Annotated in this window: 23 protein-coding genes; 9 read left to right on the top strand and 14 right to left on the bottom strand. The window is 68.6% G+C overall.

Features of this window, described 5'->3' with window-relative positions:
- Positions 1–25 precede the first annotated feature (25 nt).
- From soxZ to AC07SQ_RS22540, 7 genes are all read right to left on the bottom strand, one after another.
- Positions 26–337 carry a thiosulfate oxidation carrier complex protein SoxZ gene (soxZ, locus tag AC07SQ_RS22510; RefSeq protein WP_172438442.1) on the bottom strand — a complete coding sequence of 104 codons (312 nt, stop codon included), beginning with the start codon at positions 335–337 and terminating at the stop codon, positions 26–28.
- Positions 338–383: 46 nt separating this feature from the next.
- A complete protein-coding gene (soxY, locus tag AC07SQ_RS22515; RefSeq protein WP_095950317.1) occupies positions 384–842 on the bottom strand; it encodes a thiosulfate oxidation carrier protein SoxY in 459 nt (152 codons plus the stop codon).
- A 19-nt stretch (positions 843–861) separates the two neighbouring features.
- Positions 862–1,911 carry a c-type cytochrome gene (locus AC07SQ_RS22520; RefSeq protein WP_495272873.1) on the bottom strand — a complete coding sequence of 350 codons (1,050 nt, stop codon included), beginning with the start codon at positions 1,909–1,911 and terminating at the stop codon, positions 862–864.
- Positions 1,895–3,259, bottom strand: a complete 1,365-nt coding sequence (soxC, locus tag AC07SQ_RS22525) for a sulfite dehydrogenase (protein ID WP_495272874.1) — start codon at positions 3,257–3,259, stop codon at positions 1,895–1,897. The genes AC07SQ_RS22520 and soxC overlap by 17 nt, the downstream gene beginning before the upstream one ends.
- A 19-nt stretch (positions 3,260–3,278) precedes the next feature.
- On the bottom strand, positions 3,279–3,596 hold the full coding sequence (locus AC07SQ_RS22530; protein ID WP_495272875.1) for a c-type cytochrome: 318 nt from the start codon (positions 3,594–3,596) through the stop codon (positions 3,279–3,281).
- Positions 3,597–3,740: 144 nt separating this feature from the next.
- Entirely contained in the window at positions 3,741–4,211 is a 471-nt protein-coding gene (locus AC07SQ_RS22535) for a thioredoxin fold domain-containing protein (protein WP_495272876.1), read from the bottom strand.
- Positions 4,208–5,122, bottom strand: a complete 915-nt coding sequence (locus AC07SQ_RS22540; RefSeq protein ID WP_492683601.1) for an MBL fold metallo-hydrolase — start codon at positions 5,120–5,122, stop codon at positions 4,208–4,210. Before AC07SQ_RS22540 ends, AC07SQ_RS22535 begins: the two co-directional genes overlap by 4 nt.
- 156 nt (positions 5,123–5,278) lie before the next feature.
- On the opposite strand from AC07SQ_RS22540, the gene AC07SQ_RS22545 reads away from it, so the two are divergent.
- Complete coding sequence (locus AC07SQ_RS22545; protein WP_492699455.1) at positions 5,279–5,692, top strand: DsrE family protein; 414 nt, start codon at positions 5,279–5,281, stop codon at positions 5,690–5,692.
- Between the two features lie 40 nt (positions 5,693–5,732).
- Here the strand turns inward: AC07SQ_RS22545 and AC07SQ_RS22550 are convergent, their stop codons facing one another.
- On the bottom strand, positions 5,733–6,059 hold the full coding sequence (locus tag AC07SQ_RS22550; RefSeq protein WP_062473861.1) for an ArsR/SmtB family transcription factor: 327 nt from the start codon (positions 6,057–6,059) through the stop codon (positions 5,733–5,735).
- Positions 6,060–6,346: 287 nt separating this feature from the next.
- Here AC07SQ_RS22550 and AC07SQ_RS22555 point away from each other — a divergent pair, with 287 nt between their 5' ends.
- Genes AC07SQ_RS22555 through AC07SQ_RS22575 form a run of 5 tightly spaced genes read left to right on the top strand, consistent with a single transcriptional unit; the run spans position 6,347 to position 13,349 of the window.
- Positions 6,347–7,453: an efflux RND transporter periplasmic adaptor subunit gene (locus tag AC07SQ_RS22555; protein WP_495272877.1), complete on the top strand. Its 1,107-nt coding sequence runs from the start codon at positions 6,347–6,349 to the stop codon at positions 7,451–7,453.
- Entirely contained in the window at positions 7,450–10,560 is a 3,111-nt protein-coding gene (locus AC07SQ_RS22560; protein WP_495272878.1) for a MexW/MexI family multidrug efflux RND transporter permease subunit, read from the top strand. The genes AC07SQ_RS22555 and AC07SQ_RS22560 overlap by 4 nt, the downstream gene beginning before the upstream one ends.
- A 12-nt stretch (positions 10,561–10,572) precedes the next feature.
- Entirely contained in the window at positions 10,573–12,015 is a 1,443-nt protein-coding gene (locus AC07SQ_RS22565; protein ID WP_495272879.1) for an efflux transporter outer membrane subunit, read from the top strand.
- 38 nt (positions 12,016–12,053) lie between these two features.
- Entirely contained in the window at positions 12,054–12,719 is a 666-nt protein-coding gene (locus AC07SQ_RS22570; protein ID WP_495272880.1) for a helix-turn-helix transcriptional regulator, read from the top strand.
- 48 nt (positions 12,720–12,767) lie between these two features.
- Positions 12,768–13,349 carry a superoxide dismutase gene (locus AC07SQ_RS22575; protein ID WP_307581983.1) on the top strand — a complete coding sequence of 194 codons (582 nt, stop codon included), beginning with the start codon at positions 12,768–12,770 and terminating at the stop codon, positions 13,347–13,349.
- A gap of 49 nt (positions 13,350–13,398) precedes the next feature.
- Here the strand turns inward: AC07SQ_RS22575 and AC07SQ_RS22580 are convergent, their stop codons facing one another.
- Positions 13,399–15,975 (bottom strand): hypothetical protein, encoded by a 2,577-nt coding sequence (locus tag AC07SQ_RS22580; RefSeq protein ID WP_495272881.1) that lies wholly within the window; start codon positions 15,973–15,975, stop codon positions 13,399–13,401.
- Between the two features lie 105 nt (positions 15,976–16,080).
- Entirely contained in the window at positions 16,081–16,458 is a 378-nt protein-coding gene (locus AC07SQ_RS22585; protein WP_492683392.1) for a VOC family protein, read from the bottom strand.
- 245 nt (positions 16,459–16,703) lie between these two features.
- Here AC07SQ_RS22585 and AC07SQ_RS22590 point away from each other — a divergent pair, with 245 nt between their 5' ends.
- Positions 16,704–17,693, top strand: coding sequence for a Bug family tripartite tricarboxylate transporter substrate binding protein (locus AC07SQ_RS22590; RefSeq protein ID WP_495272882.1), 990 nt, complete (start codon positions 16,704–16,706; stop codon positions 17,691–17,693).
- 112 nt (positions 17,694–17,805) lie between these two features.
- Here AC07SQ_RS22590 and AC07SQ_RS22595 read toward each other — a convergent pair whose 3' ends face one another.
- The 4 genes from AC07SQ_RS22595 to AC07SQ_RS22610 are packed head-to-tail and all read right to left on the bottom strand — an operon-like array spanning position 17,806 to position 20,175.
- Entirely contained in the window at positions 17,806–18,063 is a 258-nt protein-coding gene (locus tag AC07SQ_RS22595; protein WP_153281681.1) for a hypothetical protein, read from the bottom strand.
- Between the two features lie 21 nt (positions 18,064–18,084).
- Positions 18,085–18,858, bottom strand: a complete 774-nt coding sequence (locus AC07SQ_RS22600) for an SDR family NAD(P)-dependent oxidoreductase (RefSeq protein WP_495272883.1) — start codon at positions 18,856–18,858, stop codon at positions 18,085–18,087.
- Between the two features lie 58 nt (positions 18,859–18,916).
- A complete protein-coding gene (locus AC07SQ_RS22605; protein ID WP_062473882.1) occupies positions 18,917–19,396 on the bottom strand; it encodes a hypothetical protein in 480 nt (159 codons plus the stop codon).
- A gap of 14 nt (positions 19,397–19,410) precedes the next feature.
- Entirely contained in the window at positions 19,411–20,175 is a 765-nt protein-coding gene (locus tag AC07SQ_RS22610; protein WP_062473884.1) for a Crp/Fnr family transcriptional regulator, read from the bottom strand.
- Between the two features lie 84 nt (positions 20,176–20,259).
- On the opposite strand from AC07SQ_RS22610, the gene AC07SQ_RS22615 reads away from it, so the two are divergent.
- Positions 20,260–22,224, top strand: coding sequence for an AMP-dependent synthetase/ligase (locus AC07SQ_RS22615; RefSeq protein WP_495272884.1), 1,965 nt, complete (start codon positions 20,260–20,262; stop codon positions 22,222–22,224).
- Positions 22,221–23,006 (top strand): ABC transporter ATP-binding protein, encoded by a 786-nt coding sequence (locus AC07SQ_RS22620; protein ID WP_062473888.1) that lies wholly within the window; start codon positions 22,221–22,223, stop codon positions 23,004–23,006. The genes AC07SQ_RS22615 and AC07SQ_RS22620 overlap by 4 nt, the downstream gene beginning before the upstream one ends.
- The last annotated feature ends 2 nt before the right edge of the window (positions 23,007–23,008 follow it).

A 23,008-nucleotide genomic window follows, 5' to 3' on the forward strand; every position in this document is an offset into this window, starting at 1 on the left:
AGCGCCCGCGTGGGCGAAGAAAGCGTCAGCTGACGGTGGCTTCGTCGGTGCGGGTGTCGCCGCGGTTGTCCTTCCAGGTCACGGCGATCTTGTCGCCGGCCTTCGCGCCCTTCAGCGTGAACTGCATGAAGGGGTTCTTCGACACCGCCGGGCCCCAGTCGGCCGTGAGCACGGTCTTGCCGTTGAGCGAGGCCGTGACCTCCTGGATGAACCAGGCGGGGATGGTCTTGCCGGCGGCGTCCTTGCGCTGGCCGGTTTCCATTTCGTGCGCCATGAGGATGCGCACGGTCGTCTTGTCGCCCGCGGCCTGGGCGCGGATGCGCATGGGATCTGCCATGGTGGTCTCCTTCTTCTCGTCGTGTTCTGTGTGTGAAGCCCGTCGCTCAGCCGCCGCAGCCGCCGAGCGTGACCTTGACTTCCTTCTTGGCGAAGAGCGCCTTGCCGTCGTTCATGACCGCGATCGCGTACACGTCGGACGACTGGCCCAGCTTGGCGCGCGTGGTGAAGTTCGACTCGACGAACTCCGAGGTGTTGAAGATCGCGACCACGGCGTTGGGGTTCTTCTCGACCAGCAACATGAGCTGCTTCACGCCGGGCAAGGCAGTGGCCACGCTGAGCGGCACCACGGCGCCGTTCTCGGCGATGTCGGGGCCGGTGATGGTGACGTCCTTGCTCTCGGTGGGCGCGCCGGTGACGCCGACGGCCTTGAGCGCGTCGGCCACGCTCTTGGCATCGAAGGCGTCTTTGGAGTACGCGAACGCGGTGGCGGGGAGCCAGCCGGCGGTGGCCGCCAGGCCTGCGAGGGCGGCGGACTGCGTGAGCATCTGTCTGCGGTTTTTCATGGGGTTGTCTCCTGTCGAATCATGGTCCGGCGCTGTCGGCGAGCCAGCGTGCGATGGCCTTGGCATCATCGTCGGCCAGGGTCTGCGGCGGCATCGGGATCGCCCCCCAGACACCGGTGCTGCCCGCCTTGATCTTCTGCAGCAGGTGGTCGGTCTGGCCGGGGTACTTCTTCGCGATGTCCGAGAAGGCGGGGCCGACGAGCTTCTGCGTCATGCCGTGGCAGGCGGTGCAGCTGTTCTTCTCGAGCAGCGCCACGGGCACTTTCGGTGCCGCGGCCGGTGCGCTGGTCTTCACGGCAGCGGCAGCGGGCGCAGCGGTGGCGATGCCGCGCTGCGCGCCCACCAGCCGGTTCTGGTCGGCGAGGTTGCCGTGGCTGCCGCGCGCATGCGGTGGCAGCTGCGCGACGGACGACGCCGCCGGCACGCAGTCGCGCATGCAGGCCACGGCCGACACGTCGGGCTTCGCTGCGCGGCCGAACTCGCTGCCGGGCCACATCGCGTGCGCGGTGGTGCCGCCGTTGCGATTGGGCATGCGGGCCTGCACCTCGCGGATGTTCTTGTCGGACAGCGTGAAGTCGTCGGGCACGATGCCGCCGAGGTTCAGCATGTAGGCGGTGACGGCATACACATCGTCCGGCGTCAGCGACTTGGGCTGGTTCCACGGCATGGCGCGGTACACGTAGTCCCACACGGTCGACAGGCTCGTGACCTTCATCAGCGTGGTGCGGCCCGGGAAGGCCGGGTCTTTCAGGCGCGCGACGTGGCCGCTCTTGATGTCCTCGGCCGTGGTGCCGCCGACGATCGGGCTGAACACCTGGTTCGACTCGCCGAACACGCCGTGGCACGAGGCGCACTTGCCTTCCCACAGGTCCTGCCCGCGCGTGACGGAGCCCGAGCCGGGCGGCAGGCCCTTGAAGTCGGGACGCACGTCGATGTCCCACGCGGCCACTTCCTTGGGCGTGGCGTCGCGGCCGATGCCGGCATAGCCTGCTGTCTTGGGCTGCGCCCATGCGGCTGCGCTGCAAGCGAGGACCAGCAACAGCAGCGCGCGCTTAGGAAAGCTGGACATTCGCCACCTCCCCGTTCGCCTGCACCTGCCACGACTGGATGGCGTTGTTGTGATAGATCGAGCGCGTGCCGCGCACCGCGCGCAGCTGCTTGTAGCTGGGCTGCACGTAGCCGGTGTCGTCCATCGCGCGGCTCTGGATGATGGCGGGCGTGCCGTCCCACACCCAGTCGATGTTGAAGCGCGTGAGGCACTTCGAGAGCACGGGCGATTCGAGCCGCGCGGTGCGCCAGTTGCGCCCGCCGTCCACGCTCACGTCCACGCGCTTGACCTTGCCGCGGCCCGACCATGCGAGGCCGGTGATGTTGTAGAAGCCCTTGTCGAGCAGCATCTGCCCGCCCGAGGGCGTGGTCACGACGCTCTTGCATTCCTGGATGTTCGTGTACTGGCGGTGCTGGCCGTCGGGCATGAGGTCGACGTAGTGCACGGTCTCGTCCTTGGCGCCGTAGGGCTGGTCGCCGAGTTCGATGCGGCGCAGGTACTTGACCCAGCTCACGCCCTGCACGCCGGGCACCACGAGCCGCAGCGGGTAGCCCTGCTCGGGCCGCAGCATCTCGCCGTTCTGGCCGTAGGCCACGAGCACCTCGCCCGAGCGGATGAGGCTCATGGGAATGGTGCGCGTCATCGACGAACCGTCGGCGCCTTCGGCGAGCACGAAGCGCTCGCCCTTGAGGTCGGCGCCCGCCATCTCGAGCAGCGTGATCAGCGGCACGCCGGTGAACTCGCTGCACGACAGCATGCCGTGCGTGTACTGGGCCGTGGGCACGGCGACGTTGCCCCACTCCATGCCGGTGTTGGCGCCGCACTCGATGAAGTGAAAGCGCGACACCGAGGGCAGGCGCATCAGCTCGTCGAGCGTGAAGACCTTCGGCGTCTTCACCATGCCGTTGACCATCAGGCGGTGCTTCGAGGGATCGATGTCCCACCAGCCCTGGTGGTGCCGCTCGAAGTGCAGGCCGCTGGGCGTGACGATGCCGAACAGCGACTGCAGCGGCGCGAACGACACCGAGGCCTGCGCGGTCGGCGTGAGCCCCGGGCTCTGGCGGCGCTGCACGTTGGCTTCGTACTTGGAAGGCTTGCCGTAGCCGTCGGTGACCACCGGTTGGCCGAGGCCCGTGCTGTGCGCGGGCAGGTTCAATATGGCGGGGTCGCCGTCGCCCACGGCAGTGCGCGTTTGCGCGAGCGCGGACGACGTGGCCGCCGTGCCTGCAACGGCCGCGGCGAAGGCGTTGCGGATGAAGTCGCGCCGCCCCTTGCCGGCTTCGGCGAAGACGGCGCGCACGCCCTGCGCGTCGAGAAAGTTCTCGGGTGCCTTGCGCACCTGCCCGGTCTGCTGGATGCTGCCGCTCATCGCGTCGCGTCCGTGGGCCTTACTTGGCGCCGCCCAACACCCAGGCGGCCAGCGCCTTGGCATCGGCCTCGCTCATCGCAGGCTGCGCGGGCATGGGCACGGCGCCCCACTTGCCGGTGCTGCCCTTCTGGATGCTCGCGGTGAGCGCGGCGAGCGCGTCGGCCTGGCCGGTGTACTTCTTCGCGACGTCGAGGTAGGCCGGGCCGACCAGCTTCTTGTCGACCGCGTGGCAGGCGAGGCAGGCGTTCTTCTGGGCCAGCTCCTTGTTGGCAAGGGCCGGTGTCGACAGCAGCAAGGCGGTGACAGCGACGGCGAACGACGGCAGCAGCAACTTCAATTCGGTCTCCTCGAAACGCGCCCCGAAGCGGCCGGTTTCATCGTTAAATAAGTAAATCGTTATGTATTGATTTTAGGGACGATCGTGAACAAGGGAAGGGCTTTGCTCTTGGGGGAAACCCGTTCGGTTTCGCCATGCATAACGTCAGCTGCGGACGGCGGTACGTGCTTGCTGCAGGCGTGCTTCGAGGTAGGCGCCGTAGAAGTCCGAGTCGCCGCCGGTCAGGCGCTCGGCGACCTCGCGGCCGTTGCGGCCGAAGAAGAGCACGGTCGGCGCGACGCTGACGTGCCATGCCTTGATGAGCGCGTCGTGCGTGCGCGTGGCGCCGTCGAAGTCGCGCACGGTGCGCGCGTCGCGAAAGTCGATCTGCACCACGGGCAGGCCCGCGGCGAGTTCGGGCATGAGGTAGTGCTCGCGCGCGATCTTGCAGAAGGGGCAGCCCTGCAGGCTGGCCATGACGACCAGCGGTTGCGCGCGAGCCAGCGCCGCGGCGAGCGCGCCGGCCAGCGAAGCAGGCGCGGGCAACTGCACATCGGCCGCATGCACGGCCATCGGCGCCACGCACCACGCGGCGAGGCCCGCGACGAACTGCCGGCGCGTGCGGTCGCCGCTCATCGCGCCTCCTGCTCCAGCAGCAGGTAGGTGTTGTAGGCGTTCATGCGGTTGGCCACCTTGAACAGCGGCCAGGCCTCGAAGCGCGACCAGTCGGTGGCGGCGTAGGCCTCGTCGAAAGGCGTCATCTCGGTCGCGGCCTTCTGCATCGCACCGCGCAGGAAGACGAGGTAGTCGCGCGTCTGCCGCAGGTCTTGCGCCGGGTCGTCCGACGCGGGGCCGTGGCCCGGCACGATGGTGCGCGCGTCGAGCGCGAGCAGTGCGTCGAGCGACGCGATCCAGTGCCGGCTGTCGGCCGAGCCCACGTAGGGCGTGCGGTTGCGGAACACGATGTCGCCGGTGAACAGCACCTTCTGCTGCGGCAAAAAGATGGCCAGGTCTTCGGGCGTGTGCGCGGGGCCGGCGGGCTGGATCACGAAGCGCGTGCCGCCAATCGTCAGCTCGGTGCGCCCGTCGATCCACACATCGGCAGGCACCAGCCGCGTGCGCTCGTCGATCCACGGTGCGAGCTCCTGGCGCGAGGCCTCGAGCCGCAGCCGCGCGGTGTCGGACGTGAGGTAGCTCTTGCCCCGTGCGTGCGCCACGATCTGCGCGCCCAGCGCCTTGAACACCTGCAGGCCGTAGATGTGGTCGGCGTGGTAGTGCGTGAGGATGACGTGGCTGATCGGCTTGGGCGTGAGCTTGCGGATCTCTTCCACCATGCGCTCGGCAACGGCGGGCGAGCCGAGCGCGTCGATCATCACGACGCTGTCGCGCGTGACGACGAAGCCGGCGTTGGAGATGAAGTTCTGGTTCTCCTTCGAGCCCAGCGCGGGGATGCCCTGCACGTAGTAGATGTCGGGCGCCACCGGCAGCGGGCGGATCTCGGGCGCGGCGAACGCGGCACTGGCGCTCAGCCAGAGCGCAGCGCACATCAACAGCGCCTTCGCGCGAACGGCGGTGGGCCGGCACGGGAACATCGTGGGTCGTCTCCTGCGGGCTGGGCGGCGAGGGCCGCGGGCTTGCCCGGCTGTAAATATAAGCAGAAGATGATATTTTGCGGGCAACGACAACAGCCAGAGGGTTTCCCCATGAGACACGCATTCATCGCTTTCCTGCTCGCCATGGTCGCCACGTTTGCGGGCGCGCAGGAGACCAAGGTGGTCTACCACGTGAACACCGGCGTGGAGAACAGCGCCGCCATCCTCGCGAACATCACGAACCACCTGAACGCGGACCCGAAGGCGAAGATCGTCGTGGTCACGCACGGCCCCGGCATCGACTTCCTGCTGAGCGACGCCAAGGACAGCAAAGGCCGCGAGTTCAGCGGACCGGTGAGCGCACTGGCGGGGCGCGGCGTGGAGTTCAAGGTGTGCAACAACACGCTGACCACGCGCAACATCGACGCGGGCAAGCTGCTGATGGAAACCAAGGTGGTGCCCTCGGGCGTGGCCGAGGTCGCGCGGCTGCAGGCGAAGGAAGGCTACGTCTACCTGAAGCCCTGAGGCGCAAAAGCCGGCTGACGCCGGCCCTCGTCTTCTCTTCTTATTCCTGCTCGATGGCGATCTGCACGCAGATGCTGCGGCACAGCGCCACCACGGTCTCGTTCGCGATGCTGTAGTAGATGCTCACGCCGTCGCGGCGTCGTGCGAGCACGCCCGCCTGGTAGAGCGTGTTCAGGTGCTGCGACATGTTGGGCTGCGTGGTGTCGATCTGCGCGAGCAGCTCGCTCACGTTCTTCTCGCCGTTGCACAGCAGGCTCACGATCTTCAGCCGCATCGGCGCGGCCATGGCCCGGAACAGGTCGGCGGCCATGTCGAAGACCTCGTCCTCGGTGACAGCCGCGGACTTCTTACGGGGTTTGGTGGCCATGCTGAATAGGTTCATGCGCAGGTCGCAATGTACATCGGCCCTTGGCGCAGCGAGCGATGTCCCGGCGGCCGTACGGCGATTGCACGCGGCCGCCGCGTCACAAAAGCGACGCGCTGCCCGTCTTCGGGGTGCGGGGATGTCCCCGCGCAACCACCCGGAGCACCCACCATGCACGCGACGCCAAAGATAGCCCTGCCCTATCGGGGCCATTGCCACGTCTTTCTCGACAGCGTTCGGACGCGATCTAATAATCAAAGCACTCTCTTTGATAAAAAAGCAGGTTGCGTATGAACAAACAATCCAGGACCTGGCTCGGCGCCGGTCTCACGGTCGCGGTGCTGGGCGCGGCGGGCTACGGGCTCGTGGCGAAGTTCCAGCCGGCCCATGCACAGGGCGGCGCCATGCCGCCGGCCAAGGTGGCGGTGGCCCCCGCGCGGCAGACCGAGATGGCGCGCTTTCTCGGCGGCATCGGCACGCTGGAGGCCAACCGGCAGGTCGAGGTGCCGGCCGAGGTGGAGGGACGGGTCGCGAAGATCCTGTTCACGCCGGGCGCGCAGGTGCGCGCCGGCCAGCTGCTGGTGCAGCTGAACGACGCGCCCGAGCAGGGCGACCTCGAGCGGCTGCGCGCCCAGCAGGCCAATGCCAGGGCCCTGCTCGAACGCACGCGCCGCCTGCTGCCGCAGCAGGCCGCCACGCAGGAGCAGATGGAACAGGCGCAGGCCGCCTTCGACCAGGCCAGCGGCGAGCTGCGGCGCGTGCAGGCGCTCATCGAGCAGAAGCACATCAAGGCGCCGTTCGACGGCGTGCTGGGCATCCGCAAGGTCAACCTCGGCCAGTTCGTGCGTGCCGGCGATGCGCTGGTGTCGCTCACCGATGCGCGCACGCTGTTCGCCAACCTCACGCTGCCCGAGAACGCGCTGCCGGCGCTGCGGCGCAACCAGGCGGTGGCGCTCGCGGTCGACGCCTACCCGGGCCGCGTGTTCCCCGCGAAGCTCAGCGCCATCGAACCCATGATCGGCAGCGACACGCGCACCGTGCGGCTGCAGGCCACGGTCGACAACGCCGACGGCGCGCTCACGCCCGGCATGTACGTCAACGCCAAGGTGGCGCTGCCCGCGCGCGCCGACGCCATCGCGGTGCCTGAAACCGCCATCACCTACAGCACGCACGGCGACTCGGTGTTCGTGGTGCGCGCTGGCGACAAGGGCGACGGCTTCTCGGTGCAGCAGGTGTTCGTGAAGACCGGCGAACGACAAGACGGGCTGGTCGTCGTCGAGCAGGGACTGAAGGCCGGCGAGCAGGTCGTCACCTCGGGCCAGCTGCGCCTGTACAACGGCGCCGCCGTGGCCCCGGCCGCGAAGGACACGCTGGCCCTGCAGGAATCGAAGTCATGAAGTTCACCGATCTCTTCGTGCGCCGGCCCGTGCTGGCGCTGGTGGTGAGCACGCTCATCCTGCTGCTCGGCGCGCGTGCGCTGGGCGACCTGCCGGTGCGCCAGTACCCGCTCACAGAGAGCACCACGCTCACCATCACCACGCAGTACCCCGGCGCCTCGCCGGAGCTGATGCAGGGCTTCGTCACGCAGCCGATCGCGCAGGCGGTGGCGACGATCGAGAACGTCGACTACCTGTCGTCGTCGTCCACGCTGGGCCGCAGCGTGATCAGCGTGCGCATGAAGCTCAACGCCGACGCCAACCAGGCGCTGACGCAGGCGATGGCGCAGGTCAGTCAGGTGAAGTACCGGCTGCCGGCCGAGGCTTTCGACCCGGTGATCCTCAAGTCGTCGGGCGAGGCCACGGCCGTCGCCTACGTGGGCTTCTCGAGCAAGACCATGCCCGTGCCGCAGCTCACCGACTACCTCTCGCGCGTGGTGCAGCCGCAGTTCGCGTCGATCGAGGGCGTCTCGGGCGTCGAGGTGTCGGGCGGGCAGACGCTGGCGATGCGCGTGTGGCTGGACGCCAACCGCATGGCCGCGCGCGGCATCTCGGCCGGCGAGCTGGCCGACGCGCTGCGCCAGAACAACGTGCAGGCCGCCCCCGGGCAGGTGAAGGGCCTGTACGTGGTGTCGAACATCCGCGTGAACACCGACCTGGTGAACGTGGCGGAGTTCCGCGACATGGTCATCAAGCGCCAGACCGACGGTGGAAGCGACGCCATCGTGCGCCTGGGCGACGTGGCCACGGTGGAACTGGGCGCCGCGAGCGCCGACAGCAGCGCGACGATGGACGGCGACAAGGCCATCTACCTCGGCCTGCAGGCCGCGCCCAACGGCAACCCGCTGGTGATCGTGAAGCGCATCCGCGACCTGCTGCCCGGCATCAAGCAGAACCTGCCGCCGGGCGTGGAGGTGCAGCTGCCCTTCGAGCTCGCGCGCTTCATCGAGGCCTCGATCGACGAGGTGCAGAAGACGCTGCTCGAAGCCATCGCCATCGTGGTGCTGGTGATCTTCCTGTGCCTGGGCTCGCTGCGCGCGGTGCTCATCCCGGTGGTGACGATTCCACTGTCGATGCTGGGCGCGGCGGCGTTGATGCTGCTGTTCGGCTTCAGCATCAACCTGCTCACGCTGCTGGCGATGGTGCTGGCCATCGGCCTGGTGGTGGACGACGCCATCGTGGTGGTGGAGAACGTGCACCGCCACATCGAGGAAGGCAAGTCGCGCGTGCAGGCCGCACTGATCGGCGCACGCGAAGTGGCCGGCCCGGTGATCGCGATGACGCTCACGCTGGCCGCGGTGTACGCGCCCATCGGCCTCATGGGCGGGCTCACGGGCTCGCTGTTCAAGGAGTTCGCCTTCACGCTGGCGGGCGCGGTGGTGGTGTCGGGCGTGATCGCGCTCACGCTGTCGCCGGTGATGAGCTCGTTCCTGCTGCCGCAAGATGCCACGGCGGGCCGCATGGCGCGCTATGCCGAGGCCTTCTTCCACAAGCTGGCCACGGCCTACGGACGGCTGCTCGACGTGTCGCTGCACCACCGCTGGGTCACGGGCCTGCTGGCGGCGGCCGTGCTCGTGAGCCTGCCCTTTTTGTACAACGCGGCGCAGCGCGAGTTGGCGCCCGGCGAAGACCAGGCGATGGTGATGACCGTCATCAAGTCGCCGCAGCACGCCAACATCGACTACGTCGAGAAGTTCGGCCAGAAGTGGGACGAGGTGCTGGCCAAGCTGCCCGAGAACACCGGTCGCTGGCTCATCAACGGCTCGGACGGCGTGTCCAACAGCATCGGCGGTGTGCAGCTGTCCGACTGGAACGCTCGCCAGCGCAACGCCGACCAGATCCAGGGCGACGTGCAGGGCGGCATGAACGAGGTCGAGGGCAGCAGCGTGTTCGCCTTTCAGTTGCCGTCGCTTCCCGGTTCGACCGGTGGGCTTCCGGTGCAGATGGTGATCCGCAGCGCGGGCGACCACCGCAGCGTGTTCGAGGCGATGGAAACGCTGAAGAAGGCGGCACGCGAGAGCGGCAAGTTCGCCGTGGTCGACAGCGACCTGGAGTTCAACAACCCCGTGACCGAGGTGCGCGTGGACCGCGCCAAGGCCAACAGCATGGGCGTGACCATGAAGGCCATCGGCGACACGCTGGCCGTGCTGGTGGGCGAGAACTACGTCAACCGCTTCGGCATGGACGGCCGCTCGTACGACGTGATTCCGCAGTCGCCGCGCGACCAGCGGCTCACGGCCGAGGCGCTCGCGCGCTACTTCGTGAAGAGCGCGAGCGGCCAGCCCGTGCCGCTGACCAACCTGGTGCAGCTGTCGACCAGCGTGGGCCCCAACAAGCTCACGCAGTTCAACCAGCTCAACGCCGCGACCTTCCAGGCCATTCCGATGCCGGGCGTGACCATGGGCGACGCCGTGGCGTTCCTCAGCGAAGAGGCCAAGAAGCTGCCGGCCGGCTTCAGCTACGACTGGCAGTCGGACGCGCGCCAGTTCACGCAGGAAGGCTCGGCGCTGGTGATGGCCTTCGTGTTCGCGATCGTGGTGATCTACCTGGTGCTGGCCGCGCAGTACGAAAGCCTGCGCGACCCGCTGATCATTCTGGTCAGCGTGCCGATGTCGATCTGCGGCGCGCTGGTGCCGCTGGCGCTGGGCTTTGCCACCATCAACATCTACACGCAGATCGGACTGGTGACGCTCATCGGGCTCATCAGCAAGCACGGCATCCTGATGGTGGAGTTCGCCAACGAGATCCAGGAGCGCCTGAACCTGGAGCGCCGCGCCGCCATCGAGCAGGCCGCGCGCATCCGGCTGCGCCCGATCCTGATGACCACGGCCGCGATGGTGGTGGGCCTGGTGCCGCTCTTGTTCGCCAGCGGCGCGGGCGCCAACAGCCGCTTCAGCATCGGCCTGGTGATCGTGGTCGGCATGCTGGTGGGCACGCTGTTCACGCTGTTCGTGCTGCCCACCATGTACACGCTGCTGGCGCGCGACCACCGCACGGTGGGGCGCTCGCAGCGCGCCGCCGAACTCGAGGCGCTCGTGGCGCGCGAGCCTGCCGGCGACACCGTCTGAGACACCGGGAGCATGACCATGACGACAAGAAGACCCTTCTCCTACGCCGCACCGTTCGCCCTCAGCCTGCTGGTGCTGGCCGGTTGCGCGGTCGGGCCGAAGTACGCCGCGCCGACCGATGCGCCGGTGGCCATCGCCGCCCCCGAGCGCGCGCTGTTCGCGCCCGACGCGGTGCAACGCGACTGGTGGCGCCAGCTCGACGATCCGCAGCTCGACGCGCTCATCGAACGCGCACTGGCCGGCAACCACGACATCCGCATCGCCCACGCGCGGCTGCTGGAAGCGCGTGCGATGCAGACCGAGGCCGAGCTCGACCGCCTGCCCGTGGTGACGCTGGGCGCCAGCAAGACGCGCAGCATCGCGCAGGGCAACGGCGTGCCGGCCGATGCGCGCACGCTGGCGCAAAGCAGCCGCGCGGGCTTCGACGCCGGCTGGGAGATCGACCTGTTCGGCCGCCTGCAACGGTTGGACGAAGCCGCCACCGCGCGCGCCCAGGCCAGTGCGGCCGACCTCGAACAGGTGCGCATCGTGGCCGTGGCCGAACTGGCGCGCAACTACTACGAGATGCGCGGCGCCGAGCAGCGCCTGGCCGTGACGCAGCGCACCCTCGAGAGCCTGCGCCAGAGCCTGCGCGTGACCGAGGCGCAGGTGCGCACCGGGCGCGGCCTCGAAGGCGACCTGGCCAGCGCGCAGGCCAACCTGGCCAGCACCGAGAGCCAGCTGCCCGCGCTCGAGACCACGCGCCGCCAGGCCGCGCACCGCGTCGCCGTGCTGGCGGGCCTGCGCCCGGCCGAGCTGGCGCCGATGCTGCAGCCGCACCCGCTGCGCGTGCTCGACAAGCGCCTGCCCATCGGCGACCTGGGCGATCTGCTGCGCCGCCGGCCCGACGTGCTGCGCGCCGAGCGCGGCCTGGCCGCCAGCACGGCCGACGTGGGCGCGGCCACGGCCGAGCTGTACCCGCGCGTCGACATCGGCGGCTTCCTGGGCTTCATCGCGCTGCGCGGTGCCGACCTGGGCAGTTCGTCGAGCCGCGCCTTCAGCGTCACGCCCGGCGTGAGCTGGCCTGCGCTGCGGCTGGGCTCGGTCAAGGCCCGCCTGCGCGGCGCCGAGGCGCGTGCCGAGGGCGAGCGCGCCGTCTACGAACAGACCGTGCTGCGCGCCATCGAGGACGTCGAAAGCGCCCTCACCGGCTACGGCCAGAACCAGCTGCGCCTGCAGCGGCTGCTGGAGGCCTCGGCCCGCAGCGGCCGTGCCGCCGAGCTGGCCGAGGTGCGCTACCGCGAAGGCGCCGCGCCCTACCTGAGCGTGCTCGACGCGCAGCGCACCCTGCTGCGCGCGCAGGATGCCGTGGCCGAGGCCGAAACCGCCTCGTTCACCAGCCTCGTCGCGCTTTACAAAGCGCTCGGTGGGGGGTGGCAAGCGCCCACAGATGCGAAGGGAGGGCCAACCACCTGACAATGACGCTGTTTTCTCCCCCCACGACCGAAGCCGCCATGTCCGCCCCCGATGCCACCAAGCCCACCTGGATGCCGCACCAGCCGGCAGACCGCATCCTCTCCACGCTGAAGACCCGCGGCGCGCTCGGCATCCCCGACATCGCCAAGGTGCTGCACGTGACGGTCGAGGCGGTGCGCCAGCAGATGTCCAAGCTCGAGACCGAAGGGCTGGTGGACGCCGAGAGCCGCTCCAGCGGGCGCGGCCGTCCGACCCAGATCTGGCGGCTCACCGGCGAGGGCCACCGGCGCTTTCCCGACACGCACGCCGAGATGACGGTGCAGATGATCAGCGCCGTGATCAGCGTGTTCGGCGAAAAGGGCATGGACCAGCTCATCGGCGCGCGCGAAGCCACCATGCGCGCCACCTACACCGAGGCCATGCGCGGTGCGCGCAACCTCGAGACGCGGCTCGAACGGCTCGCGGACATCCGCAGCCGCGAGGGCTACATGGCCGAGTACCGGGCCGAGGGCGAGGGCTTTCTCTTCATCGAGAACCACTGCCCCATCTGCACCGCGGCGCAGGCCTGCACCGGCTTTTGCCGCAGCGAGCTGCAGCTCTTCGACGAGGTGCTGGGGCCCGAGGCCGACGTGAGCCGTGTCGAGCACGTGCTCGCGGGCGCGCGGCGCTGCGCCTACCGCATCGTGCCCAAGGCCCGCGCCTGAGGCACCCTCTTTTGTCTTTATCCACCAACTAGAAAGAAAGGCTCCACCATGGAACACACCCTTCCCCCGCTGCCGTACGCCATCGACGCACTGGCCCCCGAGTATTCGAAGGAAACGCTCGAGTACCACCACGGCAAGCACCACAACGCCTACGTGGTGAACCTGAACAACCTGCAAAAGGGCACCGAGTTCGAAGCGATGACGCTCGAAGAGATCGTCAAGAAGTCCAGCGGCGGCATCTACAACAATGCCGCCCAGATCTGGAACCACACCTTCTTCTGGAACTGCATGAAGCCCCAAGGCGGCGGCGCCCCCACCGGCGCGCTGGCCAAGGCCATCGATGCCAAGTGGGGCAGCTACGACGCCTTCAAGGAAGCCTTCGTGAAGTCGGCCGTGGGCAACTTCGGCTCGGGCTGGACGTGGCTGGTGAAGAAGGCCGACGGCTCGGTGGACATCGTGAACACCGGAGCCGCCGGCACGCCGCTGACCACCGCCGACACCGCGCTGCTGACGGTGGACGTGTGGGAACACGCGTACTACATCGACTACCGCAACCTGCGCCCGAAGTTCGTCGAGACCTTCCTGGCCAAGCTGGCCAACTGGGACTTCGCGGCGAAGAACTTCGGCTGAAGCCCGCGCTTTCGGCATGAAGAAAAAGCCGGCCTGTGGGCCGGCTTTTTCATGGGCGCGCCGTCACCATCCAGTCGATCCAGCGCGCCACGTGCGCCTGGTCAAGGTCGAAGTAATGGGTGTGGGCGCCCAGGCCGAGGCAGGCCTCGTGCTCGGCCGCGACGCACCAGGCCGGCGGCGTCGTCACCTGTTCGTAGGGCTTGTCGTCCTCGCCCCAGAGCCAGCGCCCGACGTAGTCACCCGCCGTGTAGAGGTTGACCCAGCGGGCCACGCCGACCTGGGCCGCGCTCGGCCCGCCGCCGTTCGCGTCTTCCGCCGTCACCCAGCCGTAGAGGTGCGGAAAGCGCGCCGCATACAACTGGCGCAGCGGGCAGCCGGCGGTGAGCAGCAGGAGGCGGCTCTTGTTGAGCGCCGCCCAGAGGTCGGTCACCCGCGCATCGACCTGCTGCGCGGCGCGGAACTGCAGGTAGCGCAGCAGCTCGGTCGAGATCACCGTGCCCTGGCTGTGGGCCACGATCACGATGCGGTCGTAGCCTTGCGCCGCCACGTGCTCCAGCAGCGACACGTAGCGCGAGAAGATGCGCGCGCGCGGGATGGCGCGGCGCGGGAACTCGCGGAAGTGGCCGTCGACGTCCAGCGCCACGTCGAGCGGCATGCGCAGGCCCGGCACGGTGCGCGTGAGAAAACCGCCGAGCAGCGAGACGGAGGCGGCCAGCGTGGCAGCGGTGAAGATCAGCGGCTTGAGCCCGCTTTGCGACAGCGCCGACACCCAGATCACCGCATCGTCGATCCACCCGCCGACCGAGACATTGCACTGCTTGAGCACCAGCAACAGGGCCACCGCGAAGGCGACCACCACGCTGGCGCTGGTCAGCACGGCGACGAAGCGGTCCAGCCGCCGGTAGCCCGCGCCGAGCCAGCGGCCCAGGCCCTGCGAGGTGCCGAAGGCCACCTTGAGCTCGGCGAACAGGCTGGGCACCAGCACCGCCACCAGGTAGGCCAGCAGCGACAGCGTGAGGCCGGCCGTCAAGGCGAAGGCCTGCGTGCTCCGTTCATAGCGGTCGTGCAGAAAGTTCGCACCGTCGCCCCAGCACATGTCCTTGGAAAACCAGAACGGCGCATAAGAAACGCCCCGTGCACCCAACTCCACCAGATTGGTCAGCACGGCCCAGGCCACCATCGTCAGTGCCACGAACGCCGCCAGCGACACGAACAGCCCGAGCCGCCCCGTGGCGATGCTGGCGCGCGCGGCCGCGTCGCGGTCGGGCACCGTCTCCCCGGCGAGCAGCCAGGCGATGAGCAGCACGCCGGCCACGCCCCACCAGGCCACGACGCCCAGCAGCAGGTACTCGACCACCCGCATGCCGGCGCGCACCCAGTGGCGCAGGTCGTCCGTGGCGCCGGCGGCCGAGGCGTTGATCGCCACGTGCACCAGCAGCGCCGCCGCGGTCAGCGCCATCAGCCCCAGCCCCCAGGTGCGCGCCGCCGGAAAGCGGTCGCGCGCGATGCGCAGGGCGCGGTCGGCCAACGCGGCGAGCAGCGCCAGCCAGGCCACGCCGACCACCCAGTGCGCGGGCACCAGCGCCCACAGGAACCAGCCCGCCAGCAGCGCGTACAGGCCCACCACGATCCGCGAGGAGGCCTTTGTGCGCGCCTGGTAGCAGTACCACCAGATCGCCAGCACCGGCACCGCCACGGCCAGCACCCGGCGCAGCAGTTCGGTGAGCGACAACGCATGGGGCGCGGGCTCGACCCGCGCCAACCCGCCAAGCCCCGCGATCACCAGCCCGACCAGCAGCAGCTGCAGGAAGAGGTTCGCCAGAAGGTTCGCAAAGGCCCAGTCGAGCGCGGTCTGCAGCTTCGCCAGGCAGGCCCAGCGCCGCGCGCCCGAAGGTCTGGGCTTCTTGTTCACACCAGCCGCTTCGGCGGCCCGGTCCACCGCGTCGCGGCCCAGCTGCGAGAGGCGGAACACGATGGTGAAGAGCTCGGCGACGATGCGCGCCACCGAACCCGGCAGGCGCGACAGGTCGGCCCAGTACATCTCGTGCACATCGATGCGCTGCTGCACCGGCTGCCCGTGGGCATCGGTGGCGTCGCGCGTCATGCGCACGCGCGTGGCCTCGTAGGCCTCGTGGTCGGGCTCGGCGCGCTGCGACTTGAACAGCAGGTAGTCGCTGAAGGCGATGTCGGGGTTGCTCCGCTTCAGCTCGCGCGGCGTGAGCGGCCCGCGCCCCTTGGCGGCACGCACCACGCCCGCGTCGTCGGCCTCGGCGGTCGAGATCCAGTCGTCGGCGCTGAAGTCGGACGTCTTCGACTGCCGCATCGCCTTGCGCACGGGCGGCACGTAGGCCTTCTGCGCGGCAGCGCCTTCCGTGGCGGCCTTCTCGTTCTTGTCCTGATGCCCGGTGCGCTGCTGCACCATCGAGGTCAGCGGCGGCACCGGCAGCAGGTGGCTGTCGCAGTCGGCCTGGCGGTAGGTGGCGCCCTCGCCGGGGTGGTTGAGCATCAGCGAGGCGATGGCGCGGGCCGTGTCGCCGGCCTTCTGGTCGGCCACGCCGTGGATGGCGATGACCGCGACGCGCTCGGGTGGTTCAGACGCTGGCTGCTCGGGCGACGGTGCGCGCATGTGGGAACTCCTCCATGCCAGGCCGGTGCATGGCAGGAGGGATTGTCCGCAGTGCGTCGCCCTTGGCTTCCCCCAAACGGGGGATGCCGGATGGACAGGGGTTGCTCAGACGTTGATGAGGTTCAGGATGTTCCCGTCCGGGTCCTTGAACCACGCGACCTTCATGTCGCCCATGACGTGGATGTCGCCCGCGAGCGTGGTGCCGGGCATGTCGTAGTGCTCGAAGCGCACGCCCTTGGCCTTGAGCGCGGCCACGAGGCGCTCGATGTCGCCGTCGACCGACCAGGTCACGGCCGTGGCCTGGTTGGTGCCCGCGAAGGCCGAGCGGTAGACGTTGAGCCGCGTGTTGCCGCTGCGGTAGACGATGACCTCGTCGCCTTCGGCATCGACCTGCGCCAGGCCGAGCGTGTCTTCGTAGAAGCGTCGGGCCACGGCGAGGTCTTTCACCGCCAGGTTGGCCACTGCATTGATGTGTCCGAGCATGGGAGCCTCCCGCAAAGAGGATGGGCGCCCGGAAGCCGCCGAGCGCCGGGCGAGCCAGAAATACTCAACCATTTGGTGGAGTATTCGACGCGCGATGGGCGGTGTCAAGGCGTCCGAAAGTACGCACCGCCCCGCGTTCTGCCCCCTCCAGCCGAGACGAGGGCCATCGCGAACCGCGAAAACCCTGCATCGGCACTTCCGGCAGACTGCATCCCCCTTGCCCCCAGAACGAGACAATGCACCCCATGACCCCATCGAACTTCCTCCGTCCGCTGGCCTTCGCGCTGGCCTTCACCGCCGTGGCGGCCACCGCCCCGGCCCAAGCCCAGACCGCCGCCTACCCCGCCAAGCCCATCCGCATGGTCGTGCCCTTCCCGCCCGGCGGCGGCACCGACATCCTGGCGCGCCTGGTCGCGCAGAAGCTCACCGAGGCCAACCACTGGACCGTGGTGCCCGACAACCGCGCGGGCGCCGGCGGCACCATCGGCATCGCCGAGGCCGCGCGCGCCACGCCCACGGGCTACGACATCGTGATGGGCCAGAAGGACAACATGGTCGTCGCGCCCTGGCTCTACAAGAGCCTGAGCTACAACCCGGTGAAGGACCTCACGGCCGTGGCCCACGTGGCCTACACGCCCGTGGTGATCGTCACGCAGGCCAACTCCAAGTTCAAGACGCTCGACGACGTGGTGAAGGCCGCGCGCGCCGCGCCCGACACCATCACCTACGGCTCGCCCGGCAACGGCACCACCATCCACCTGGCCGGCGAGATCTTCAACGGCGCCGCCAAGATCAAGATGCGCCACGTGCCCTACAAGGGCTCCAACGCGGCCATGATGGACGTGCTCGCGGGCAACGTCGACCTGATGGTGTCGTCGGTGCCTTCGGCCATGGCGCAGATCAAGGCCGGCAAGCTGCGCCCGCTGGCCGTCACCTCCGCCAAGCGCAGCACCTCGCTGCCCGACACGCCCACCGTGGCCGAGCTGGGCTACAAGGACTTCGACGTGAGCACCTGGTACGGCGTCTTCGTGCCGGCCGGCACGCCCAAGGACATCGTCACCACGCTGAATGCGGCAGTCAACAAGCTGCTGGCCACGCCTGAAATGAAGGCGGCCATCATTGCCCAGGGCGCGGAGCCGCAGAGCATGACGCCGGAGCAGTTCGGCGCGCTGCTGAAGACCGACTACGAGAAGTGGAAGGGGATCGTTCAGGCCTCAGGCGCGACGATCGAGTAAGACTGGTTTTCATACCAGGAACACCGCGGAATCGGCTTTGCCGGGCCGCTGGTGTTGCCCCCGGTAGGGGGTTGGCGAAGCGACACGAAGTGCGCGAAGCCTGGGGGCGAGCTCAGTCAGGCACGAACTTCGTATTGAAGATCTCGACGTCCGCCGCATCCTCGAACGTCGCCACCTGCCCCATCTTTCCGTCGCTCATGCGGCAGGCCGAGAACAGGCTGTAGCGGCCCTTGAAATAGAACTCGTCCATCACGATCAGCGCATACGGGTACGGCACGAACACCTGGTGCTCGAAGACGATGCGGTGCACGTTCCTCGGCGACGGGAAGAGCTTGTATTCGACGGTGTCGATGGACTTTGCGGTGGCCATGATGTGCTTCTGTCGTCGCGTTCAGGCCGGGTCGCGCACGTCGGCCACGGGGTTGCTGCCGAAGTCCGCGCGCGCCAGGTAGGCGAGCACCTTGGCCGCCGCGCTCTGGGGGCTGTCGAGCCGGCCTTCTTCCTTCATGCTCACGAAGCGCGTGCGGTCCGGGAACTGTTCGGCCGAAGCGCCGCGCAGCTGCACCTGCATGTCGGTGTCGATGATGCCGGGCGCCAGCGACACGATGCGCGCGCCGTTCGGTGCATGCACCTCTTCGAGCGCCACGGCGCGCGAGAAATGGTCCATGCCGGCCTTGGCCGCGCAGTACGGCGCCTGACTGCCCAGGGCGTTGCGGCCCAGGCCCGACGAGATGTTCAGCACCTTGCGCGCGCCGCGCCATTCGCGCGTGGCACCGAGAAAAGCAGCCGTGAGCAGCATCGGCGCCTCGAGCCCGATGCGCAGCGCCTGGGCCAGTTCGGCCGGCACGGCGCGCGACAGCGGCGCGGGGTTGCCGACGGTGCCGGCGTTGTTGATGAGCGTGACGCTGTCGAAGCGCTGGCCGTCCAGCGTGCGCAGCCAGTCCGACAGGCGCGCCGCGGCGGCGACCGGGTCGGACAGGTCCTGCTCCCATTGCGTCAGTTCAGCGCCGGTCGCCTTGGGGGCTTCGGCCAGTTCGGGCGAGGACTTGCGCGCGATGCCGAGCACCGTGTGGCCGGCCTGCAGCAGCTGTTCGGCCATGGCACGGCCCAGGCCGCGCGAGGCGCCGGTGATGACGGTGAGGTGGGAAGAGGCGGAGGTGGTCATGGTGGTGTGGAGGCAGAAGAAGGCCGCAAGGCTAAGGGATATCGAAAGGCCGCGCGCGTCAGCCGGTACGGAACTGGGCGCGCAGGAAGTTGCGGTGGCGGGCGATGTGCTGCAGCTGCGCCGGTGCGATGGAACCGCCGAGGTCGACTTCGTCCGCGCCGTTGAGCACCGCATTGGCGTTCGCCATGGCACGCGCCACGACCTCTTCCTCGCTCACGCCGAGCTGCGCCGCCAGGTCGAGCGCGACGCGGCGCATGGCGCGCTGCGACAGCATCCACATCGCGCCGAAGCGGTCCCAGGCCAGCGCGGCTTCTTCCGACTTCTCGCGGTCGGCGAGGATGTCCTTGAGCGGGCGCGCCAGGATCTCGTTGAGCGCGTCGATCTGTTCGCCCAAGGCCTCGGCGCGGTCGATCGCTTCTTCGAGCGTCGGGCCGTCGTCTTCCTCGTTGCGGGCCTGCGTGGCCTGTTGCTGCTGCGGCGGCAGAAAGCTCGCCTGGGCGTCGGCGGGCACGATCTGCAGGTGGTCGGAAAGGGCCATGGTCTTTTCTTCTTTCAGTTCGAAGTGCTGTTGTTCTTGCGACTGGACATCGCGGTGGCGCGCAGGCCCGGCAGATCGAGCACGCGCAGGCCACCGTACTCCACGCGGATCAGCCCCTGCGCCGACAGCGCATTGAGCGCCTCGTTCACGCGCTGGCGCGACAGGCCGACAAGGTACGCCAGTTCCTGCTGCGTGATGCGCAAGACCTCGCCCACGCCGGGGTACAGCACCGGGTTGAACAGCGACACCAGGTTGCGCGCCACGCGCGCGTCGGGGTTGTTCAGGCGGTCGATCTCCAGCGCCGCGATGAACTGGCCCAGCCGCTCGTTGAGCTGGTTCATCACGAAGCGGTTGAAGCCGATGGAGTGGTCCAGCAGCCAGTGGAAGCTCTCGATCGGCAGCCCCGCCACGAGGCTGCGGCGCAGCGCCTGGATGTTGTAGCGGTAGGGCTCGCGCTTCATCACCGTGCCCTCGCCGAACCAGCCGCCGGGCGGCACGCCGGTGTAGGTGACCGAGCCACCGTCGGCGTTGTCGTTGCTCATCTTCAGCAGGCCCTCGACCACGCCGAACCAGTAGGTGGGCGAACGCCCGACGCGACACACGAGGTCGCCGGGCTCGGCCTCGCCCACCACGAGCGTGGCCTCGGCGCGGCGGCGCTCGGCGGGCGTGAGCGTGGGCAGCCACGGAATACCGTCGAGTTCAGCGGCATTGGCAGGGCGCACACGGTCCTTGATGGAACCGCCGAGCACGTTCTGTGGGTTGAGGTTGCCAGGAGGCATCGGGAAACTCCGGGGAGTAGTGTCCCTAGGATTGTCGTTGGAACGACAACCGGGCGTCAAAGTGGGACCTACGATCCGGCCACTGTGCAAACCACCGCCCCCACCTTCCCCCGTCTGCTGCTCGCGCATGCCGAGGCCCGTCCCGAGGCTCCCGCCGTGCGCGAAAAAGACCTTGGCATCTGGCAAACCTGGACCTGGAACGCCGTGGCGCAGGAAGTGCGCGAGATGGCCTGCGGTCTGGCAAGCCTTGGCTTCAAGGCCTTCGACAACCTTGCGATCGTCGGTGCCAACCGGCCGCACCTGTACATGGCGGTGCTCGCCGCGCAAAGCCTGCGCGGCGTGCCCGTGCCGCTGTACCAGGACGCGGTCGCGAGCGAGATGGTCTTCATGCTGAACGACGCGAGCATCGAGTTCGTCATCGTCGAAGACCAGGAGCAGGTCGACAAGCTGCTCGAGTGCCGCGAGCTGCAGCAAGGCCAGGAGGGCCAGCAGCAGGGCATCCGCCACATCATCTACGACGACCCCAAGGGCCTGCGCCACTACGAGCAGCCGGGGCTCATGAGCTACGAGCAGCTGCGCGAGCTGGGCCGGGCCTTCGACAAGGCCAACGCCGGCTACTACGACCGCGCCGTGGCCAGCGGCGAGGCCACCGACGTCGGCGTGATCCTCTACACCTCGGGCACCACCGGCCGTCCCAAGGGCGTGTGCCAGACGCACGCCAGCTTCATCGCGGCGGGCCGCGGCGGCGTCGAGACCGACAAGCTCGGCCCCGGCGACAACATCATGAGCTACCTGCCGATGGCGTGGGTGGGCGACCACCTGTTCTCGGTGGCGCAGTGGCTGGTGGGCGGCTTCACGCTCAACTGCCCCGAGTCGGCCGAGACGGTGATGAACGACATGCGCGAGATCGGCCCGAGCTACTACTTCGGCCCGCCGCGCACCTTCGAAGGCCTGCTCACGGCCGTGTCGATCCGCATGGAAGACGCGGCCGCGCCCAAGCGCTGGCTGTACGCGAAGTTCATGGCGCTGGCACAGCGCGTGGGCGCCGACATCCTGAACGGCGCGCCCGTGAGCACCGGCGACCGCTTCATGTACAGCCTGGGCAACCTGCTCATCTACGGCCCGCTGCGCAACGTGCTGGGCATGAGCCGCATCCGCGTGGCCTACACGGCCGGCGCGGCCATCGGGCCCGACCTGTTCCGCTTCTACCGCTCGATCGGCGTGAACCTCAAGCAGTTCTACGGCCAGACCGAGACCTGCGCCTACGTGTGCCTGCAGCAGGACGGCAAGGTCAAGCTGCAGACCGTGGGCACGGCCGCGCCGGGCATCGAGCTGAAGATCGCCGACGACGGCGAGGTGCTGGTGCGCGGCGTGTCGGTGCTCAAGGAGTACTACAAGCGCCCCGACGCCACTGCCGAGGTGCTCGACGCCAACGGCTACTTCCACACCGGCGACGCCGGCGTGCTCGACAGCGAAGGCCATCTGCGCATCATCGACCGCGCCAAGGACGTGGGCCGGCTCGTGGGCGGCGCGATCTTTGCGCCCAACTACATCGAGAACAAGCTCAAGTTCTTCCCGCAGATCAAGGAGGCCGTGTGCTTCGGCAACGGCCGCGACGAGGTCTGCGCCTTCATCAACATCGACTTCGAGGCGGTCGGCAACTGGGCCGAGCGCCGCGGCCTGGCCTACGGCGGCTATGTGGACCTGGCCGGCAAGCCCGAGGTGCTGACGCTGGTGGCCGAGTGCATCGCCAAGGTCAACGCCGACCTCGCGGCCGAGGACGGCATGGGCGAGACGCAGATCGCGCGCTTCCTCGTGCTGCACAAGGAGCTCGACCCCGACGACGACGAGCTGACCCGCACGCGCAAGGTGCGCCGCGGCTTCATCGCCGAGAAATACGCCGTGCTGGTCGATGCGCTCTATGGCGGCAAGACCGCGCAGTACATCGAGACCCAGGTCAAGTTCGAGGACGGACGCACGGGGGTTGTCAGCGCCACGCTGAAGATCAACGACGCCAAGACCTTCCCCATCGTGAAGGCCGCCGCATGAGCAATCGGAAAATTGGCGACGTCATCCTCGACGTCCAGAACATCAGCCTGAGCTTCGGCGGCGTGAAGGCGCTGACCGACATCAGCTTCAACGTGCGCGAGCACGAGGTGCGGGCCATCATCGGCCCCAACGGCGCGGGCAAGAGCTCGATGCTGAACTGCATCAACGGCGTGTACTGGCCGCAGCAGGGCTCCATCACCTTCCGCGGCCAGACCTTCAAGCACATGAACTCGCGCCAGGTGGCCGAGATGGGCGTGGCGCGCACCTTCCAGAACCTGGCGCTGTTCAAGGGCATGAGCGTGCTCGACAACATCATGACCGGGCGCAACCTCAAGATGAAGAGCGGCCTGTTCGCACAGGCGCTGCGCTGGGGCCCGGCCGAACGCGAAGAGCTGCAGCACCGCGAGTTCGTCGAGCACATCATCGACTTCCTGGAAATCCAGGCGCACCGCAAGACGCCGGTGGGCCGCCTGCCCTACGGCCTGCAAAAGCGCGTCGACCTCGGCCGCGCGCTGGCGATGGAGCCGCAGGTGCTGCTGCTGGACGAACCCATGGCCGGCATGAACGTCGAAGAGAAGCAGGACATGAGCCGCTTCATCCTCGACGTGAACGACGAGTTCGGCGCGACCATCGTGCTCATCGAGCACGACATGGGCGTGGTGATGGACATCTCCGACCGCGTGGTGGTGCTGGACTACGGCAAGAAGATCGGCGACGGCACGCCGGATGAAGTTCGGAACAACGAAGACGTGATCCGGGCATACCTCGGCGTGGAGCATTGACC

It is taken from the genome of Variovorax sp. GW821-FHT06D12 (assembly GCF_059419205.1).

Excerpts from the sequence above, each read along its gene's own strand:
- soxZ (WP_172438442.1), bottom strand. The coding sequence starts at position 337 with ATGGCAGATCCCATGCGCATCCGCGCCCAGGCCGCGGGCGACAAGACG.
- soxY (WP_095950317.1), bottom strand. The coding sequence starts at position 842 with ATGAAAAACCGCAGACAGATGCTCACGCAGTCCGCCGCCCTCGCAGGC.
- AC07SQ_RS22520 (WP_495272873.1), bottom strand. The coding sequence starts at position 1,911 with ATGTCCAGCTTTCCTAAGCGCGCGCTGCTGTTGCTGGTCCTCGCTTGC.
- soxC (WP_495272874.1), bottom strand. The coding sequence starts at position 3,259 with ATGAGCGGCAGCATCCAGCAGACCGGGCAGGTGCGCAAGGCACCCGAG.
- AC07SQ_RS22535 (WP_495272876.1), bottom strand. The coding sequence starts at position 4,211 with ATGAGCGGCGACCGCACGCGCCGGCAGTTCGTCGCGGGCCTCGCCGCG.
- AC07SQ_RS22540 (WP_492683601.1), bottom strand. The coding sequence starts at position 5,122 with ATGTGCGCTGCGCTCTGGCTGAGCGCCAGTGCCGCGTTCGCCGCGCCC.
- AC07SQ_RS22545 (WP_492699455.1), top strand. The coding sequence starts at position 5,279 with ATGAGACACGCATTCATCGCTTTCCTGCTCGCCATGGTCGCCACGTTT.
- AC07SQ_RS22550 (WP_062473861.1), bottom strand. The coding sequence starts at position 6,059 with ATGGCCACCAAACCCCGTAAGAAGTCCGCGGCTGTCACCGAGGACGAG.
- AC07SQ_RS22555 (WP_495272877.1), top strand. The coding sequence starts at position 6,347 with ATGAACAAACAATCCAGGACCTGGCTCGGCGCCGGTCTCACGGTCGCG.
- AC07SQ_RS22560 (WP_495272878.1), top strand. The coding sequence starts at position 7,450 with ATGAAGTTCACCGATCTCTTCGTGCGCCGGCCCGTGCTGGCGCTGGTG.
- AC07SQ_RS22565 (WP_495272879.1), top strand. The coding sequence starts at position 10,573 with ATGACCATGACGACAAGAAGACCCTTCTCCTACGCCGCACCGTTCGCC.
- AC07SQ_RS22570 (WP_495272880.1), top strand. The coding sequence starts at position 12,054 with ATGTCCGCCCCCGATGCCACCAAGCCCACCTGGATGCCGCACCAGCCG.
- AC07SQ_RS22575 (WP_307581983.1), top strand. The coding sequence starts at position 12,768 with ATGGAACACACCCTTCCCCCGCTGCCGTACGCCATCGACGCACTGGCC.
- AC07SQ_RS22580 (WP_495272881.1), bottom strand. The coding sequence starts at position 15,975 with ATGCGCGCACCGTCGCCCGAGCAGCCAGCGTCTGAACCACCCGAGCGC.
- AC07SQ_RS22585 (WP_492683392.1), bottom strand. The coding sequence starts at position 16,458 with ATGCTCGGACACATCAATGCAGTGGCCAACCTGGCGGTGAAAGACCTC.
- AC07SQ_RS22590 (WP_495272882.1), top strand. The coding sequence starts at position 16,704 with ATGACCCCATCGAACTTCCTCCGTCCGCTGGCCTTCGCGCTGGCCTTC.
- AC07SQ_RS22595 (WP_153281681.1), bottom strand. The coding sequence starts at position 18,063 with ATGGCCACCGCAAAGTCCATCGACACCGTCGAATACAAGCTCTTCCCG.
- AC07SQ_RS22600 (WP_495272883.1), bottom strand. The coding sequence starts at position 18,858 with ATGACCACCTCCGCCTCTTCCCACCTCACCGTCATCACCGGCGCCTCG.
- AC07SQ_RS22605 (WP_062473882.1), bottom strand. The coding sequence starts at position 19,396 with ATGGCCCTTTCCGACCACCTGCAGATCGTGCCCGCCGACGCCCAGGCG.
- AC07SQ_RS22610 (WP_062473884.1), bottom strand. The coding sequence starts at position 20,175 with ATGCCTCCTGGCAACCTCAACCCACAGAACGTGCTCGGCGGTTCCATC.
- AC07SQ_RS22620 (WP_062473888.1), top strand. The coding sequence starts at position 22,221 with ATGAGCAATCGGAAAATTGGCGACGTCATCCTCGACGTCCAGAACATC.